The sequence below is a fragment of the Paenibacillus sp. JSM ZJ436 genome (genome assembly GCF_044383795.1).
Lineage (GTDB): Bacteria > Bacillota > Bacilli > Paenibacillales > Paenibacillaceae > Paenibacillus_AQ > Paenibacillus_AQ algicola.
In genome coordinates, this window is record NZ_JBISEO010000005.1 from 106670 (window position 1) to 122675 (window position 16006).

At 55.6% G+C, this 16006-nt stretch carries 15 protein-coding genes; 2 read left to right on the top strand and 13 right to left on the bottom strand.

All coding sequences use genetic code 11. The features are described 5' to 3' along the window. Positions 1-3 precede the first annotated feature (3 nt). From ACH6EH_RS08615 to ACH6EH_RS08630, 4 genes are all read right to left on the bottom strand, one after another. Positions 4-1362 carry an FAD-dependent oxidoreductase gene (locus tag ACH6EH_RS08615; RefSeq protein ID WP_397331981.1) on the bottom strand — a complete coding sequence of 453 codons (1359 nt, stop codon included), beginning with the start codon at positions 1360-1362 and terminating at the stop codon, positions 4-6. 431 nt (positions 1363-1793) lie between these two features. After that, positions 1794-3539, bottom strand: coding sequence for an ATP-binding protein (locus ACH6EH_RS08620; protein ID WP_397331982.1), 1746 nt, complete (start codon positions 3537-3539; stop codon positions 1794-1796). A 38-nt stretch (positions 3540-3577) separates the two neighbouring features. Next, positions 3578-4648, bottom strand: coding sequence for a cobalamin-dependent protein (locus ACH6EH_RS08625; protein ID WP_397331984.1), 1071 nt, complete (start codon positions 4646-4648; stop codon positions 3578-3580). Between the two features lie 47 nt (positions 4649-4695). After that, positions 4696-5001: an antibiotic biosynthesis monooxygenase family protein gene (locus tag ACH6EH_RS08630; protein ID WP_397331985.1), complete on the bottom strand. Its 306-nt coding sequence runs from the start codon at positions 4999-5001 to the stop codon at positions 4696-4698. Positions 5002-5216: 215 nt separating this feature from the next. Here ACH6EH_RS08630 and ACH6EH_RS08635 point away from each other — a divergent pair, with 215 nt between their 5' ends. Continuing rightward, positions 5217-5777 (top strand): hypothetical protein, encoded by a 561-nt coding sequence (locus ACH6EH_RS08635; protein WP_397331986.1) that lies wholly within the window; start codon positions 5217-5219, stop codon positions 5775-5777. A 94-nt stretch (positions 5778-5871) separates the two neighbouring features. Here ACH6EH_RS08635 and ACH6EH_RS08640 read toward each other — a convergent pair whose 3' ends face one another. From ACH6EH_RS08640 to ACH6EH_RS08675, 8 genes are all read right to left on the bottom strand, one after another. After that, positions 5872-7041 (bottom strand): hypothetical protein, encoded by a 1170-nt coding sequence (locus ACH6EH_RS08640; RefSeq protein ID WP_397331987.1) that lies wholly within the window; start codon positions 7039-7041, stop codon positions 5872-5874. A 126-nt stretch (positions 7042-7167) separates the two neighbouring features. Beyond that, a complete protein-coding gene (locus ACH6EH_RS08645) occupies positions 7168-7521 on the bottom strand; it encodes a DUF3243 domain-containing protein (RefSeq protein WP_397331988.1) in 354 nt (117 codons plus the stop codon). 122 nt (positions 7522-7643) lie between these two features. Next, positions 7644-9119 carry a DEAD/DEAH box helicase gene (locus tag ACH6EH_RS08650; RefSeq protein WP_397331989.1) on the bottom strand — a complete coding sequence of 492 codons (1476 nt, stop codon included), beginning with the start codon at positions 9117-9119 and terminating at the stop codon, positions 7644-7646. A gap of 10 nt (positions 9120-9129) precedes the next feature. Then, positions 9130-9780: a ThuA domain-containing protein gene (locus ACH6EH_RS08655; RefSeq protein WP_397332132.1), complete on the bottom strand. Its 651-nt coding sequence runs from the start codon at positions 9778-9780 to the stop codon at positions 9130-9132. A gap of 51 nt (positions 9781-9831) precedes the next feature. Then, the gene (locus ACH6EH_RS08660; RefSeq protein WP_397331990.1) at positions 9832-10644 is read right to left on the bottom strand and encodes a uroporphyrinogen-III synthase; all 813 of its coding nucleotides are present in this window, start codon (positions 10642-10644) and stop codon (positions 9832-9834) included. 166 nt (positions 10645-10810) lie between these two features. Continuing rightward, on the bottom strand, positions 10811-12271 hold the full coding sequence (locus ACH6EH_RS08665) for a catalase (protein ID WP_397331991.1): 1461 nt from the start codon (positions 12269-12271) through the stop codon (positions 10811-10813). 221 nt (positions 12272-12492) lie between these two features. Next, complete coding sequence (locus ACH6EH_RS08670; protein WP_397331992.1) at positions 12493-13302, bottom strand: winged helix-turn-helix domain-containing protein; 810 nt, start codon at positions 13300-13302, stop codon at positions 12493-12495. Beyond that, a complete protein-coding gene (locus ACH6EH_RS08675; protein WP_138227337.1) occupies positions 13278-13673 on the bottom strand; it encodes a Fur family transcriptional regulator in 396 nt (131 codons plus the stop codon). Before ACH6EH_RS08675 ends, ACH6EH_RS08670 begins: the two co-directional genes overlap by 25 nt. Before the next feature lie 219 nt (positions 13674-13892). Between ACH6EH_RS08675 and ACH6EH_RS08680 the strand changes: the two genes are divergently transcribed. Continuing rightward, positions 13893-14984 (top strand): diguanylate cyclase, encoded by a 1092-nt coding sequence (locus tag ACH6EH_RS08680; RefSeq protein ID WP_397331993.1) that lies wholly within the window; start codon positions 13893-13895, stop codon positions 14982-14984. A gap of 24 nt (positions 14985-15008) precedes the next feature. Here the strand turns inward: ACH6EH_RS08680 and ACH6EH_RS08685 are convergent, their stop codons facing one another. Next, a complete protein-coding gene (locus tag ACH6EH_RS08685) occupies positions 15009-15956 on the bottom strand; it encodes an aldo/keto reductase family protein (RefSeq protein ID WP_397331994.1) in 948 nt (315 codons plus the stop codon). Positions 15957-16006 lie beyond the last annotated feature (50 nt).

Here is a 16006-nt window from a genome sequence, read left to right on the forward strand (position 1 = left end):
CCCTTACACCTGCACCGGATCCTTCACGAGCTTCGGCAGTGCCTCCAGGCCCGCCGTGTTCAGGAAGTTCCACGGCTTGTTGTAATGCGGCTGGAAGAAGAAGTCGACAAAGGCCAGCTGGTCAATCGTCATCTTGTTCTGGATACATACCGAGAGGGTGTTGACCGATTGGGTCAAGTCCGCTCCGGAGATCAGCTGGGCGCCCAGAATCCGGCGGTCCTTCTTGTCAAAGACGACCTTCAGCGTAACCTCCTCCGACGTCGGCATGAACTCGGGGCGGTAGTGCTCCTTGATCGTCACCGTGTCGAAATCCAGCTCCTCCTCCTTCGCAGTCAGCTCCGTCAAGCCGGTGGAGGCGATGTGATGGCTGTAAATTTTCAAGCCCGAGGTGCCCTGGGTGCCCATATACTCCGTCGTCGGCTTGGCCAGGTTGCGCGCTACGAGTGTGCCCATCCGTACCGCATTCGTGGCCAGCGGGATGTACATCGCCTTGCCGGTCGGGTTGTACCGGACGGCGCAGCTGTCGCCAGCGGCGAAGACGTCTTTTTTGCTGGTCTGCATGTAGGAATCGACGACGATCGCGCCGTTCTTCAGCATCTCAACCTGACCCTTCAGCAGCTCGGTGTTCGGGCGGAAGCCGATGCACAGAATGACCATATCGGTTTCAATCGTGCCTTTATCGGTGACGACGCGCTTCACCTGGCCATGCTCGCCCTCAAAGGATTTCACAGTCTGTCCCAGCGCCAGTTCAATGCCCTTCTGGCGGAACGACTCCTCGACTTTATCGCTGAATTCCGGGTCCAGATATTTGTTCAGAATCCGGTCCACGCTATCGACGAGGGTCACCTTCTTGCCGTTCTGCTGAAACGCCTCCACCAGCTCCACACCGATGTAGCCGGCGCCAACCACCGTAATGTGCTTCGCATGCTTCGACTTCTCAATAATGGTATTGGAATGATTGTAGTTCTTGCTCAGCAAAATATTGTCCAGATCAATGCCGTCCAGCTTCGGAATGATCGGCCAAGAGCCGGTCGTCACGATCAGCTTGTCGAACGTATCCTCCAGCGTTTCGCCGGTGTCGAGGTTGCGCGCAGTCAGCTTTTTGCCGTCCGTATCGACAGAGACGACCTCATGCTTCATCTTCGTCGTCACGCCCATTTCCGCCAGCTGGTCCGGGGAGGAGTAGAACAAGCCGTCCGGATCCTTCACGACCCCGCCGACATAAAGCGCAATTCCGCAGCTCAGGAATGAAATATTATCATTGCGTTCATATACGGTAATTTGAGCCTCCGGGTACAGCTTCGCGGTATTCACAATTGCTGCCGTTCCGGCATGGGTACATCCGATCACTGCTACTTTCATATTCTTATTCCTCCTTGGCATGGTGGTATTTCATTCAGCTCGTCTGTCGTTCATTTTTCGGTTTTTGTTTGTCATTTTCCGTTAGTTGCTTGTTATTGTGAAAACATTCACCTTGTTTATGTCTTTATTATATTGTGAATTAGTTCACAACGCAATAGGCTATAGCAATCCTCACACTTTGTTCACAATTTCACAATCTTTGATCCTGGGAACACTTCTATGGCAATGAGCTATGAGCTATGAGCTATGAGCTAGAGAATGTCGGGAATATTGGTTTTTTAATTAATACCAGTGCTGGAGGCTTTTGAACCAGCTTTTCACAGTTATTTCTTCAAGAGTGCGTTCGGACAGCAGACAACGGGAACTCAAAAAAAAGACCACCGGCAGGCGCCCGCCCACCAATGATCTTATTGTCTCTTAATCCGATCACATTATTCCTGGCTCTCCAGCAGCGCATTCAGGCTGCCGCAGGCTTCCTCATAGGCAGGCTGCAGTTGTCCGAACGTATGAAGGCCCTGCTCCAGTCGACCTGCCTTACATAACGCCTCAATCTCTGCCAGCAGCCGGGAGAATTCCTGAACGCCCAGACTGAGACTGCCGGACTTCATGTCATGGGCTGCCGCCGCCGCCTCGGCGCTTCTGCCTTGCTGCAGCAGCTTGTGCAGCCGCTCCATCTTGTCCGGCATATCCTCCTGGTACATTTGGAACAGCAATGCCAGCAGCTCCTGACTGCCGTCTTCCTGAATTTCGATAATTTCGTGAATCGTTTTGTAATCCAGCACCGGCCGATCGCTTTGAGCCGTTTTTTCAGGGAGATAAGCTTCCAGGATGGCGGCCAGAGCCTGGGCATGCACCGGCTTGGATACGAAATCATTCATACCGGCATCCATGCACTGCCTGCGCGCCCGCTCATCGGTGCTGCCTGTCATCGCCACCAGCGGCACAGCCGGCTTGCCCAGCTGCTGCTCCTCTGCGCGGATTTGAGCCGCGGCTTCGGCTCCGCTCAGCTTAGGCATCATATGATCCATCAGGATGAGGGCATAGGTATTCTCGCGCGCCTTCTGTACGGCCTCCAGCCCGTTCCGGGCCCAGTCCACCTGCTGCAAGCCCAGCTTACGCAGCTGCATCCCCACCACCTGACGGTTGATGTCATTATCCTCCACCAGCAGCACAGGGACAGACAGATCCCGGCTGGTCGTCTGCAGCGGCTGCTGCTCTGCATATGCGGCGCGAAGCGCCTCCACCGAGCGGTTACCGCTTTCCTGGCCGACAGCCGGCTCCAGCGGAATTTGAAACCAGAATAAGGTGCCCCGGCCTTCTTCACTGGATACTCCGATTCTCCCCCGCATCAGCTCGACGAGCGACTTGCAAATGGACAATCCCAACCCTGTGCCTCCATACTCCGGGGAGCCGCCTTCATCGGTCTGCATATAGGGCGTAAACAGATTCTTCTGATCCTCTGCTGAGATCCCCATGCCGGTGTCCTCGACCTCGAAGCGCACCAGGCTCTGGTTCTCGTCCTGGCCTTCATGCTCTGCCGGCTTCACACGGATCATAATCTGCCCGTCCTGTGTGAACTTGTTGGCATTGCCGAGCAGATTCAGCATCACCTGATTGATCCTCCCTGCATCGCCAATCCACTGCCGCTCCAAACGTTCATCCAGAAGCATAGACAGCCGGTTGCCGTTGTTCTCCAGCTTGTCCTGCAGCAGCCTGGCACTATGATCCAAAATAACATGCAGATCGAAGGCTTCCCGCCGCAGCTCCATTTTGCCCGCATCAATCTTGGATAAGTCCAGCAAATCGTTGATCATATGAATGAGCAGAGCCGCGGAATCGCGGATCAAGCCCACCGATTGCCGATTGACATCCGTCAAGCCCGGCTGCTCCAGCATCTCCGCCATGCCCATGATGGCATTCATCGGTGTACGGATCTCATGACTGATCACAGCCAGCAGCCGGCCTTTCGCTTCATTAGCCTGCTCTGCCTCCAGGCGGCTCCGCTTGAGCTCGGCATTGCTCTTTGCCAGCCGGCGCTGCAGCGTGACCAGCTCATTGTTCATAGCTGTAAATTCACCCAGCACCTGCTCTTCCCTTTCCCTCGCCCGGATGATCTGATCGGACATCTCCTCGATCGTCTGCCGCAGCCGGTCCGCCTCTGTATTAGGGTCATGCATTTGCCTGTCCCTCCCTTACTTGTTGCTTCCAAGCACCGTTACGTCGCCGGCTTCGTCAGGACCAGCTGCTCCGCGGCAGCTACCGTAGCTTCGGCATCCGGCGCGCAGCCATCCGCTCCGACCTCCCGCCACAGATTAGGGTCCAGGTTGAAGGGCAGGCCTCCAACCATAATCTTCACATGCTTGTACCGCTCGTCGGCCCGAATCTTGCGGATGAGGTCCCGCACCAGATGGATATGGTAGGTCATCGTAGCCGATATCGCGACCACATCCGCATCATGCTTCTCGATGGCTTGCAGCAGGCTGAAATCCGGAACGTCTGCTCCGAGATAATACGTGTCCCAGCCATGCAGCTCGAACGTGTCAGCCACCATGCGCAGCCCGATTTCGTGAGTCTCCTTGCCGACACAGGCCGCCACCAGGGTCAGGCCCTTACTGCCCACCGTCATCCAGTGCGGATACAGACTGGAAATAATCGACTGGGTAACCGCTGTGCAGTAGTGCTCCTGAGCGACACTCACACGCCCCAGCTGCCACAGCCGCCCGATCTCATACTGCACCGTCTGAAAAATATGCTTGTACAGTGCTGAAATACCGATCTCCCGCTCCAGCAGCCCGTGAATCAGGCTTGAGGCTTCCCGGCGCTTTCCCTGCAGCAGCAGCTCCAGGTAATCTGCCGCCTCCTTCGCCAAAGGGTTGTCCTCTGTAATATAGGAATGCAGCGTCACCGTCTCCACAGACTGCATCATCCCCATGTCCAAATAATCCAGAACGGTTCTTTTGTCTTGATGATCAAACCGCTCATCCAGCGCCTCCCGCATCGCCTCCAGGTTCACCCTTAACTCCTCGCCTGTCACTTTATAGCGTTCAAGCAATACTTTTAACCACGATACATAATGTAAAAATAAAGCCGGACTACTGACCAGCACACTCTCCGCTAAATAATTCAGCGTATACAGCGAGTCACGCCGGGTCTTTTCTTTTCCGGAAGGGCCGAAGCGGTCCTGCAGATCCGGCTGCCTGTTGTACTGCTGCTCCGTGATCCAGTCCGCAAGCTTCTCGGCCTCGTTCAGCAATGCATCTCCGGCGGTCTTTTCTGTCATTCCCATGCTTATCCCTTCCTCTCTATAGATGTATGCTGCAATGAGAATACGGGCTATTCCGCCCGTACGTGGTATCTACGAACCATCGGCTTGATGCCGGCCAGCTCCTGATCCGGATATTTTTTCTCCAGCTCATGGATCCGCTTGAAATCCTCACTCGTTACCCAAGCCAGATAATGCTCCTTCTTCTCCCACGTCATGTGGACCGTCAGCTCTCCCGGCTTTTGCTCGTTCTGAAGCAGCTGAAATGAAAGAAAGCCAGGCTGCTTATCGACGGACCGGCTTCGGTTGACATATAATTGGACCAAGTCCTCTGCCTTGTGCACAGGCACCTCTACGATGGATTGAACAATATACACGAAACGACCTCCCGAGGTTTAGCAGCTCTAGTGTGAATATGAAATTGGTATAGATACTTCCCCTATTATAGCGCATTTGGAGACAGGTTTATATGAAAACACCGGAATTGGCGGCAAAAAGGAAGCCTTTAGATGATTAAAGCAAGCAGGTTCCGGGTACAAAATGTATGCCAAAATGACTTGGCTGAATACATAGAAACGAGGTTGTACCGTTCATGAGACTGGAGACAGAAATGTTTGTGTCTGTATGGCATCTGGCCGTGCCAGTGCTGGTGCTCATTGCCTTCATCGGCATGGTTGCCGGAGGCTACGACCGGAGAACGACGCTCAAGAGCACAGGCTGGTCGCTGGTAGTGTTCTATGCCTTCGTCACGTTCACGACCGTGATCGTGTCCCAGGAGTCGCTCTACGTGGAAGAGAAGATGGTACAGGACATGGATGAATACCATGCGGAAATCAAGGACAGGCTTCCCTTCTCGGAGGCGCCGGGCATTGTGGCTTATGTGGGGGCGTTTCTGGACGAGGACGATGGTACCAAATGGGTCATCTACGCCGGCAATTACGGCTCGGCTCCGTTTACCGGAACCGTTAGCGTGACGGTGACGGATGAAGACCGGATTACCGAGCTGCTGAAGCGCACCTTTGAAGAGGTTCACCTTGCACCGGGAGAGAAGAAGGAGCTGGATACGGTGTATTCCTTGGAGAGCAGAGATAACCCGTATCTTATGCAGTTCAAGGCTGCTCCGGCTTCAGGTACAGGTGCGGATACTCCTTGAGGTTATTCCTATAGGCGGCCGCACCCTGACACAGCTCTGCTTGACCTATAAAGGCCTGCCCTAGAAGCACCTCAGTGCTTCATAGGGCAGGCCTTTACTTATCCTTTGCTGAGCGGCGCAAGCCAAGGGCCAGCAGATAGGGCAGCCAGATGAAGACCGGTGCTACCATCGACATCCCGATCAGCCCGCCGCCGATCGAATAGAGGGCACTTCCCTCCTCACTGCTCCCGGCAATCATATCCAGCACCAGCTGTGTCACAAACAAACCGCCCCAGCAGACCAGCAGATGAGGCCAGCGGAGGCGCTTGACCAAGAAGAAGAACAAGAAGCTCATGACGAGCATCAGCAGTACCGGAATGATCACCCCGTCAGGATCTATCCTGCCAGCGACTGCCTGATTCATAATGAGCCAGCTGAAGAAGAACTGGAGTACAAACACCATCCAGCCCAAGGGACCCACATTGGCAAACACCGCTTTTTGAGCCTGCTGTGCCTCCTGCTCCTCGATCCGCCGAATTTCGGCATCCAGTGCCTCCAGCTCTTCCGGACCCGGCGCTCGCTGCTCCTCTTCCTCGACCTTCTTCTCAATGAAGGGCCGGAACGCCCGCTCGATATTGTTCTCAAACACGGCGGCGTCCCGATTCTCCTCCTTACGGAGGACGTGGATGGTCGCTTCATCCTCGTCCACGACCACTACCGACGACAGCCAGAGCGGGATGCCATGCGGAGCCAGTGTCTTCAGCCACTCGTTCGCCTCCCGCGTCTCTGCCAAAGGCACGCTGATCATCTTCTCGCCTCCGCCGCTGTTGTAGATCAGGTGAATGACCGGCCACAGCTCGACCTGGGGCGCGCGTTCCCGGAAGGAGGTTTCTTTGTAGGCGTAGCTGTACATCATCACATGGCGTCCGTAGTACATCTCGGAGATGTCCTTCAGACGGATGCTGCCGCTTTGCTCCTCCCGGGTCTCCCGGTCCCACACGGTATACCTCAGTACATCTTCATAGATGGCAAAATAATCATTATGACGGTTATGCCAGATGCGCGTCGCCAGGCTCCTCCACAGCGATCGAATCATCCATAGGCCTAGAGGTATGGCCAGCAGGGTGAGCGCCATCCAGCCTGAAGGCCACAAGGACAGCAAGATCAACGGACCCACAACCAGCGCCAGTCCCAGCAGCATTCCTATTATCATCATTTCAAACGTCAGTATCCAGTAGAAGGGCTGCATTTTGCGCTCCCGATATTCGTGAATCGCCGTGGACACGTTGGGCCACTCCTTTATACAGAAGATTATGTACAGCTGCAGATTCCTGCAGCCAAAGGAAAAAGCAAAAGCACAAGCAAAAGCCCCTCCCCGGTGCACGACCGGAGAAGGGCTGAGGCCATATGATTAGTGATGGCTGGATTCGTTCTGAGCCAGCTTGACCAGCATGTGGGCCAGCTTGTGGCGCTCCTCTTCCGAACCCACCTTCCACAGCTCCTGCAGCAGCTTCTCTTCGCTGTTGCGCGGATCTTCGTGCTCGGCCAGATAGTTGGCTACTTTCTCGGCACCTTTGGCCAGCTGCTCCTCGCCAAGACCGATGCTTTCTGCCAGTTTGATACGTTTATGCAGGTAGGATTTGAAGGTATCAAAGTTGGCCAGGATTTGTTCCTTTTCCCCTTGATCCATCTTGTTCATGGCATCGTCCACTTTGTTCATATCAAGCTCACCGTCTTTTTTGACTACATGATTATGTTCAGACATGTCTAACGCCTCCTCAGTAAATTTTTACTATATTCGGTAACGTAGAATTATTAAACCCCTGGGGCATGCCTGAATCAGAATCTGCAGATTAGACAAAGAGTTTACATCGGCTATACAACCAATTAACGAGTGCGCCCGCGCCGTCCGCTGCCTGAACCTCCGCTGCCGGCATGTCTGCTGGAGCCGCCAGAGCTCCGGCCGCTTCCGCCTGTACCTCTGCCGCCGCTGCGGCCGGCTCCCGTGCCGCTCTTGCCGGATCTCGGCCCGCCGCTGCTCTGTCCGCCTCTGCCGCCAGACGTCCGGCCCCGGCCGCCGGATGCCTCGCTCCGGCGCGAACCTTCGCTGCGTCCGCGTCCACCCGAGGTGCCGTCCCGGCGCTCGCGTCTCTCGCCGCTGCCTTCCCGGCCCTCGGAGGAGCCGTTGCTTCGGCTGCTGCGCTGACCGGACGATCCTTCGCGGACTTCACCGCTGCGGCCGTCCCAGGTGATCCGCTTCAGCTTGATGGAGAGGCTGCGCTCCAGCTTCTCCAGATCAAATCCGTCCTTCGGTGCCGCGAACGTTACCGCAAGACCCGTGCCGCCGGCACGTCCCGTCCGGCCGATCCGGTGGACATAGCTCTCGACATCATGCGGCATGTCGTAATTATACACGTGGGTCACGCCTTCCACGTCCAGTCCCCGCGCCGCGACATCAGTCGCCACCAGCAGCTGAAGCTTGGCTTCCCGGAACCGCTTCATCACCGCTTCGCGTTTCGCCTGGGACAAGTCCCCGTGCAGCTCGTCGCTGGCATAGCCGTGCGACAGGAGCGCTTCGTTCAAGGTCTGGGCACGCCGCTTCGTGCGGCAGAAGATCATCGCCAGATACGGCTGGTGCAGCTCCAGCATGCCCTTCAGTGCATCCTGCTTCGTCCGGTCCGTGCACTCTACCAGCACCTGCTTGATATTCTGCAGCGGAATGAGCGAGCTCCCGCCCTCCTTGATGACAATATCCACGGGCTTGTTCATATAATTTGCAGCAAGCTGCTTGACGCGATCCGGCATCGTAGCCGAGAACAGCATACTCTGGCGCTTGTACGGCAGCGCTGCAATGATCGCCTCCACTTCATCCAGAAAGCCCATGTGCAGCATCTGATCCGCTTCATCCAGCACGAGCTGCTTCACACCGCCCAGTTCCAAAGTGCCACGCCGCAAATGATCCAGCAGTCTCCCTGGAGTACCGATGATCAGATGACGGCCGCCCTCCAGCTTGCGCAGCTGCTTCTCCACATCCTGACCGCCATAGACGGCCAGAAGCTTAACGCCTTCCGGGGTACCGGAGGACAGCTTCCGCGCCTCCTCCGTAATCTGCAGCGCCAGCTCCCGCGTCGGCGCTACGATCAGCGCCTGCGGATACGGCTTGGCAGCGTCAATCTGCTTTAAGATTGGCAGCAGAAACGCCAGCGTTTTGCCAGTCCCGGTACGCGCGCGGGCAATGATATCCTTTCCCGTAAGGAGCATCGGTATACTCTCTTGCTGCACCGGGGTCGGCACAGAAATCCCCTGCTCCTTCAGTTTGCGTACCATTTTCTCATCGATGCCTAATTGTTGAAAGTTCGGCAAAACATCCACCTCATTGTATTATTTTACCAGGATAACGCGAAGCCCATTTCGCTCCCTGTACGATCATTTTGCGGAATGGCTCATGCATGAAAGAAGGCTCATGATGTCCCGGCATCAGCACGACGACCCGGCCGATTCCGTATGTATGGCACCATGCGGCCGGCCAGCGCTCACCCTCGTGCTCATATTCCAGCAGCACCTGTCTCTCCGTAAACGGGTCCAGCTTGAAGCGATACGGCTCTTCTTCCATCTCAAAGGCTTCTACGCCCTCGATAATGTCATGACCCTCTGCCGCCGGCATAAACTTCAGGGGCTGCATCGGCGGATGTCCGTCGAAGCGGGCTCCCAGCAGCTGTGCCAGCTCATAGCGGTTCGCGAGCGAAACGCCGTTATGCAGCACGATGAGCCCTCCGCCACCGCTCACATAGGACAGCAGGCCCGCGGTCTGTTTGGGCGATACCTTCTCATCCCACAGATCACTGTAGGCGATACAAAGGTCGTAGGGATACAGATTGCTCTCGCGAAGCATTTTGTGATTCTCCGTGCACTGCACGGTAAACATATCATTCAGCAGATGCGATATCTGCGTGTCAATGCCTTGCAGCGGATGAAACTTGGGATGCGTGTAGCTTCCCAGTAAAAGTGCCTTTCTCTTGTCCATCATATTCCTCCTTGCGAATTCAGGCTTGATCTCAAGCAATGTCCTAAGGGCTTACCCCCGTTCTGCAAAATAGCGCCCCAGCGCCACCAACATGCTGCCCATCCGCTCTTCCTCCGGCACGACCTGCGGCTCGATGCCTTCCTCGATCAAGCCCTGCGCGGTCACTTTGCCCACCGCACAGACGATAACCGGACCACATAAAGCTGCAGCAAGCGGCTCCCAGGATTCCTTCCGGCGCGCATATTCCGCAAGAAAACGGAACTGCGGCGCACTCGTGAACGCAACCGCATCCACCTGGTGACGGATGATCTCACTGAGGAGCAGTCCCAGCTCCTCCTCTTCAGGCGGAATATGCTTGTAGGGCAGGATTTGCACGGTCTGGGTCTCTTTCTCCTGAAGCCATGCCACAAGCTGCGGTGCAGACTCTCCGTGGAGCTGCAGAGTAACCCGCTTTCCTTGTATATCATAGCCTTCAAACGCCCGAATCAATCCTGCGGTGCTTCCGTCATCATCGCGCACAAGCGGCTTCAGGCCCCGCTTCTTGAGTGCATTGACCGTTTTGTAGCCGCGGGCGGCAATACGGGTGTTCTGAAGGATCTGCAGCAACTTCTCCTGTACGCCCATCTGCTCCGCCATATCCATGATCGCCTCAAAGCCGATTCCCGTTGTAAACAGGCTCCAGTCCGGCGGATGCTCTACCCAGTCAGTGATGGAGGCCCGAAGCGCCTCATCATCCAGAAACACCGTGCCCTGAGCCGGCCGGATCAGCGGTGTGCCCCCCATATTCTCTACCAGCTTGGCCATATCCGTGGCCTTGCGCGGTCCTGTCAAAGCGATGACTTTCCCTTTCATAGGCTGTGCCATATGATCCCTCCCTGATGACCTGCTTTCGCGAAGCAGACCTTCACCATCCAATGATTCCTTCAGTATACTTGTCCTTCTCTGGAATAGAAAGGGATAGACTTCATTTCCATGAAAAATAGCCGCCCCTGTGCAGCGAAGCACAGAGGCGGCCTGATTTCATTCTTGATTAAGCTTGCGGTCCGGACATATGGCCGCTAATATCTATTCCCAGCCCTTGCGACAGCTTCATGCCCAGCTCCCGGTCTGCCTGGAAGAAGTGGCACAGCGCCCGCATTTGAATATCGTGCTTCACCTGGCTCAGATCCTGAATCAGGTTGTGCAGAAGGCTGGCTTTGCCCTGCTCGGTGAAGGAGCGGTACAGCTCTCCCGCTTGTGTGTAGTCATCGGTCTTCTGAATCCGCTGGCGCACCGTGCTGCCATGGAGCGGACTTTCGCTCTCCCGGTATGCGTGATCCTCCGACGGTCCTGAGGTGTAGCTGTTCGGCTCATAGTTTACCGGTGACGGGTCCTGCTTCACGTTCATCAGACCATCGCGCTGATGATTGCGAACCGGAGCATACGGGCAGTTGATCGGAATCTGCAGGTAGTTCGCGCCCAGACGATGGCGCTGGGTGTCCGGGTAGGAGAACAGGCGTCCCTGCAGCAGCTTATCCTCTGACGGCTCAATGCCCGGCACGAGCACGCTTGGGGAGAAGGCCGACTGCTCCACCTCAGCAAAGAAATTATCCGGGTTGCGGTTCAGCGTCATCGTGCCGACCGTATGCATTGGGAAGCGGTCCTCCGGCCAGGTTTTGGTCGGGTCCAGCGGATCAAACGCCAGGGCATCCATTTCTTCCGGCAGCATCATCTGCACCTGCAGGCGCCACTGCGGGAACTGTCCCTGCTCAATATGCTCCCGCAAATCGCGGGTTGCATGGTTGAAGTCGCGTCCCTGCATGGCTCCCGCCTCATCCGCCGTGAAGGTTTCTACACCCTGCAGCGATTCCCACTTGTATTTCACATACGTAACCTTGCCCTCTGCGTTCACCCACTTGAAGGAATGGACGCCAAATCCGTCCATCTGCCGGTAATTAGCCGGCGTCCCGTGATCGGAGAACAGCCAGGTCATCATATGCGTCGATTCCGGTGTAAGCGTCATGAAGTCCCAGTACCGGCCAGGGTCCTGAATGTTAGTATCCGGTGCCGGCTTCAGGGAATGAACCATATCCGGGAATTTCATAGCATCGCGAATGAAGAAGACCGGAAGGTGGTTGCCGACAATATCATAGTTGCCTTCTTCGGTATAGAACTTCACCGCGAAGCCTCTCGGATCACGGGCAGTTTCCGGCGAGCCGACACCGTGGATCACGGTAGAGAAGCGGACGAATACCGGCGTCTCCTGTCCCGCCTCCTGCAGAAAAGCAGCCCGGGTGTGGGATTTCATGCTGTTCTCGGTCACAAATACACCATGCGCTCCGGCGCCGCGGGCGTGCACAACACGCTCCGGAATCCGCTCACGGTCAAAGTGAGCGAGCTTCTCCAGCAGATGGTAATCCTCCAAGAGTGTCGGGCCGCGCTGACCTGCGGTTTTGGAATGCTGATTGTCACCTACAGGAGCGCCCTGATTGGTCGTTAATCTCGTATTCATAGATGTATGCCTCCGTTATTATGAATTTGATTTTAGACTGGATCTAAATTTATAAACTGATTGTAGCATTGAGAGGCGGGTTCATGCATGAGCAATCCATGAGCCTTTCATGAGGGTTAGCTGATTGGTTTATGAGGGCTTTATGATTCAAGCATGAAGATTTCATGAATGAGCATAAGCATGGAGCAGCCTGACGGCCTGTTTCTGTGCAAAAAAAGGAGTCAGTCCGCCAGGCGGTATCCGACTCCTCTTACGGTTGCTATATATTGCGGCGCACCGGCATGGTCACCGAGCTTTTTGCGCAGGCTTTTGATATGGACGTCCACTACATTGCTGCCTCCGAGAAAATCGGTGTCCCAGATTTCACTCATCAGGTCCTCACGCGTGCGCACTGCGCCTTTGCTGTCAAGCAGCAGGATAAGCAGGCTGTACTCCGTCTTCGTCAGATGCACGGGGAGAGCCCGGCGCTGCACGGTCATCTTGTCGCGGTCAATCCACAGGTCCTTATAGACCTCCCGGCTCGGCGATTCTGACATGACCTCCGGCTGAGACGCGGCATAAACACGAATGCTGCGCTGAATCTGATACATCAGGGTCTGCGCAGAACGGGCCGGCCAAACCAGAAGCTCCTTGTCCAGCATGGACGTGCTGGCGCTGTTCATCAGCGTCTCGTTAACAAGGTACATGACAGGAAGCTGGACTCCCTCCGGCATGAGCATCACGCACTCCTCGTCAAATTGTCCCGGCGTATCGCAATGCGTCAGATCGGCGATCACAAGACCGGCGGTAAGGGCCGAGGTCAGGCGGGGCTCCCATCTGCGCATCATCATGACATCAAAGCAATGCTCCGACAAAATAAGCCCCAGCTCATGTACGCGTCCCGGCTGGCGGCTCAGCATCGCCGCGCGGTATAGAGACACCGGGCAGGATAATTCCTCCAGCGGCTTGCTGTATGGCTCTGGCCAGGATGTTCCTGCAAAAGAGACGAGTCCGCCTCTTGCCTGTGCTACTTGCTTCGCTTGGTTTGACATTCGGGACACACTCCTCCGAATACCACATGGGCATGATTAATGGTATAGCCTGTCTCTTCCGCGACCACGCGGTTCCATTCCGGCGGAACCTCGGTCATGACCTCATCCACCTTGCCGCATACCTCACACATAATATGCTGATGCTCGTCCGTGCGGGCATCATAGCGGCTTGCGCTCTCCCCCAGCTTCAGCTCCCGGATCATTTGCTTATCGGTCAAATAGCGCAGCGAGTTATAAACCGTGCCGTACGCCAGATTATATCCCTTCTCCACCAAGCGGTTCATAATATCCGAAGCGGTAGGATGGTCTTCCGAATCCCGCACGACATCAAACACCGCCTGGCGCTGTGTTGTTAAATTTAATGCTCTCAAAGGTCTCACCCTTTATTTAATTTATTTTTAGATCAAGTATAAATCTTGATGGAGCTTCAGTCAACCCTTTCCCATCCTAACCCGGGACTAAAGCCCTGTTCATTGGTAAAATATGAAACCGCATATCGACACCATTCGTTTCTTTTCGTAATATAAAGAAAATGTGCTGTTGGCAGCTCTCTTCATGGAGGGCATGCTTCGGAAGGGAATGTCGAATTCTTGGTCAATATATTGTTTATCAATGCCTGTGTGCTGGTAACCTTTCTTTATCTGACCGGCCTGCTATCCACTAAATATGTATACAGCCTGGAGGCGCCGAGCCTGCGGGTACAGCTCGTTTCCGGCACCATGTTCGGAATGTACGGCATTATCCTCATGCATTATTCTTTTCCCATTAACGATGAAGTCATATCCGACCTGCGGCATCTGGCGATTGTGATCGTTGCGGGCTACGTGGGCTGGCTTCCCTCGCTCATTTCCGGGGTGCTTATCACGGCTGGCCGGATTGTGCTGTTCGGTCTGAGCCAGGTATCCATAATCGCCGGTGCGGGCATGCTTGTGATCGCTGTGCTCTGCGCCCTTATCGCCTTACATACCGGGAAGCGCCTTCAGAAGCTACTGATCATGAATCTGATCTCGATTATCGTGATCTCGATCGTGCTGACGATCAACGTCCACGAGCTGCTGCTGGAAGTCGTTGCCATATACTTAAGCATTTCTACAGCAGCTACACTCGTCATCTATGCCTTGCTGGAATATTCTCTCGCCTCGAACCGGCTGTTCGCCCGGATGACGCTGCAGGCTCAAACCGATCACCTGACCAGCCTGCATAATCTCCGCCAATTCGAGCTGCTGCTGAACCAGCATTTCCGGCAAGCGCGGCGAAGCCAGGAGCCGCTGGGCGTTATTGCCCTCGATATAGATCATTTCAAAAAAATAAACGACACCTACGGTCACGCGGCCGGAGATGTCGTTCTAAAGCAGCTGAGCTCGCTCTTGAAGCTGCACGCTCGCCCTACGGATGAGGTATCCCGGAACGGGGGCGAGGAATTTACTGTTCTCGTTCCCCGCCTGGCCTCTCACGAGGTGACACTGCTGGCGGATAAGATCCGCAGGGCGGTCGAGCAGCATGTGTTCATGCTGGGCGATGGCACCGCCCTGAAAGTGACCGTGTCTGCCGGCGTTGCCGTTTACCCGGACACGCTGAAATGTGATGATGTGCAGGAGCTGCTTCATCAGGCCGACGAGGAGCTGTACCGGGCCAAGCAGGAGGGACGGAACCGGGTGTGTACCGGCTCAGCTCAAGCCTGAGCCGGTGCAGACCCGCCGCCGGGTTCAGGCGGTCAGAATGCTCTCGATCGCCTGAACGATATCCTCACTGAGCTTGATGCCAGAGGCACTCACATTCTCCTCCACCTGCTCCGGACGGCTTGCTCCTACAAGGGCACTGCTGACGTTCTGCTGACGGAGCACCCAGGCCAGCGCCAGCTGGCTCATGGTCATATCCAGCTCATTGGCAATCGCCGTCAGCTGATGAACCCTCTCGATTCTATCCCCATTCAGCTTCATCCGATCGGCGCCCAGCTTAGCGGCGCGGCTGTCCTGAGGCATTTCCTCTTTGGAGGCAGAAGTGTACTTGCCGGTCAGCAGGCCTTGAGCCAGTGGAGAATACACCACTTGTCCAATTCCTTTTTGCTCGCCCAGCGGAATAATTTCCTTCTCGATCTCCCGATCAAACATATTGTACAGCGGCTGGTTCACCACGATCCGGTCCAGCAGCAGCCGGTCCGCCACCGCCAGAGCCTCCTCCAGCTGTGCCGCAGTCCACATGCTCACGCCGACATACAGCACCTTGCCGCTGCGCACCAGGTCATCCAAAGCACGAAGCGTTTCCTGGACCGGTGTGTCCTGATGAAACCGGTGGCAGTAGTATATATCAATGTAATCCATGCCCAGGCGCTTCAAGCTGGCGTCACACTGCTCCATAATATGCTTGCGCGACAAGCCCTGGTCATTTACGCCGTCTCCCATTCTGCCGAACACCTTGGTCGCCAGCACGTAGGATTCCCTTGGAAATGCCCGAAGTGTTTCTCCCACGACCACCTCCGCTGCACCCCGTTCATACACATTCGCCGTATCAAAAAAATTCACACCGAGCCCATAGGCGGTCTGAATGGATTTCACGGCATTCTCCCGCTCCACATAACCTCCGTAGGTCAGCCAGCTTCCGAGACTGATGTCACTTACCTTGAGACCGCTTGCGCCAAGTCTTCTAAATTCCATTCATATAACCTCCCGCTGTGATGATAGGTACCTCTTTATTCTACCATTCA

Excerpts from the sequence above, each read along its gene's own strand:
- ACH6EH_RS08615 (WP_397331981.1), bottom strand. The coding sequence starts at position 1,362 with ATGAAAGTAGCAGTGATCGGATGTACCCATGCCGGAACGGCAGCAATT.
- ACH6EH_RS08620 (WP_397331982.1), bottom strand. The coding sequence starts at position 3,539 with ATGCATGACCCTAATACAGAGGCGGACCGGCTGCGGCAGACGATCGAG.
- ACH6EH_RS08625 (WP_397331984.1), bottom strand. The coding sequence starts at position 4,648 with ATGGGAATGACAGAAAAGACCGCCGGAGATGCATTGCTGAACGAGGCC.
- ACH6EH_RS08635 (WP_397331986.1), top strand. The coding sequence starts at position 5,217 with ATGAGACTGGAGACAGAAATGTTTGTGTCTGTATGGCATCTGGCCGTG.
- ACH6EH_RS08645 (WP_397331988.1), bottom strand. The coding sequence starts at position 7,521 with ATGTCTGAACATAATCATGTAGTCAAAAAAGACGGTGAGCTTGATATG.
- ACH6EH_RS08655 (WP_397332132.1), bottom strand. The coding sequence starts at position 9,780 with ATGGACAAGAGAAAGGCACTTTTACTGGGAAGCTACACGCATCCCAAG.
- ACH6EH_RS08660 (WP_397331990.1), bottom strand. The coding sequence starts at position 10,644 with ATGGCACAGCCTATGAAAGGGAAAGTCATCGCTTTGACAGGACCGCGC.
- ACH6EH_RS08665 (WP_397331991.1), bottom strand. The coding sequence starts at position 12,271 with ATGAATACGAGATTAACGACCAATCAGGGCGCTCCTGTAGGTGACAAT.
- ACH6EH_RS08670 (WP_397331992.1), bottom strand. The coding sequence starts at position 13,302 with ATGTCAAACCAAGCGAAGCAAGTAGCACAGGCAAGAGGCGGACTCGTC.
- ACH6EH_RS08685 (WP_397331994.1), bottom strand. The coding sequence starts at position 15,956 with ATGGAATTTAGAAGACTTGGCGCAAGCGGTCTCAAGGTAAGTGACATC.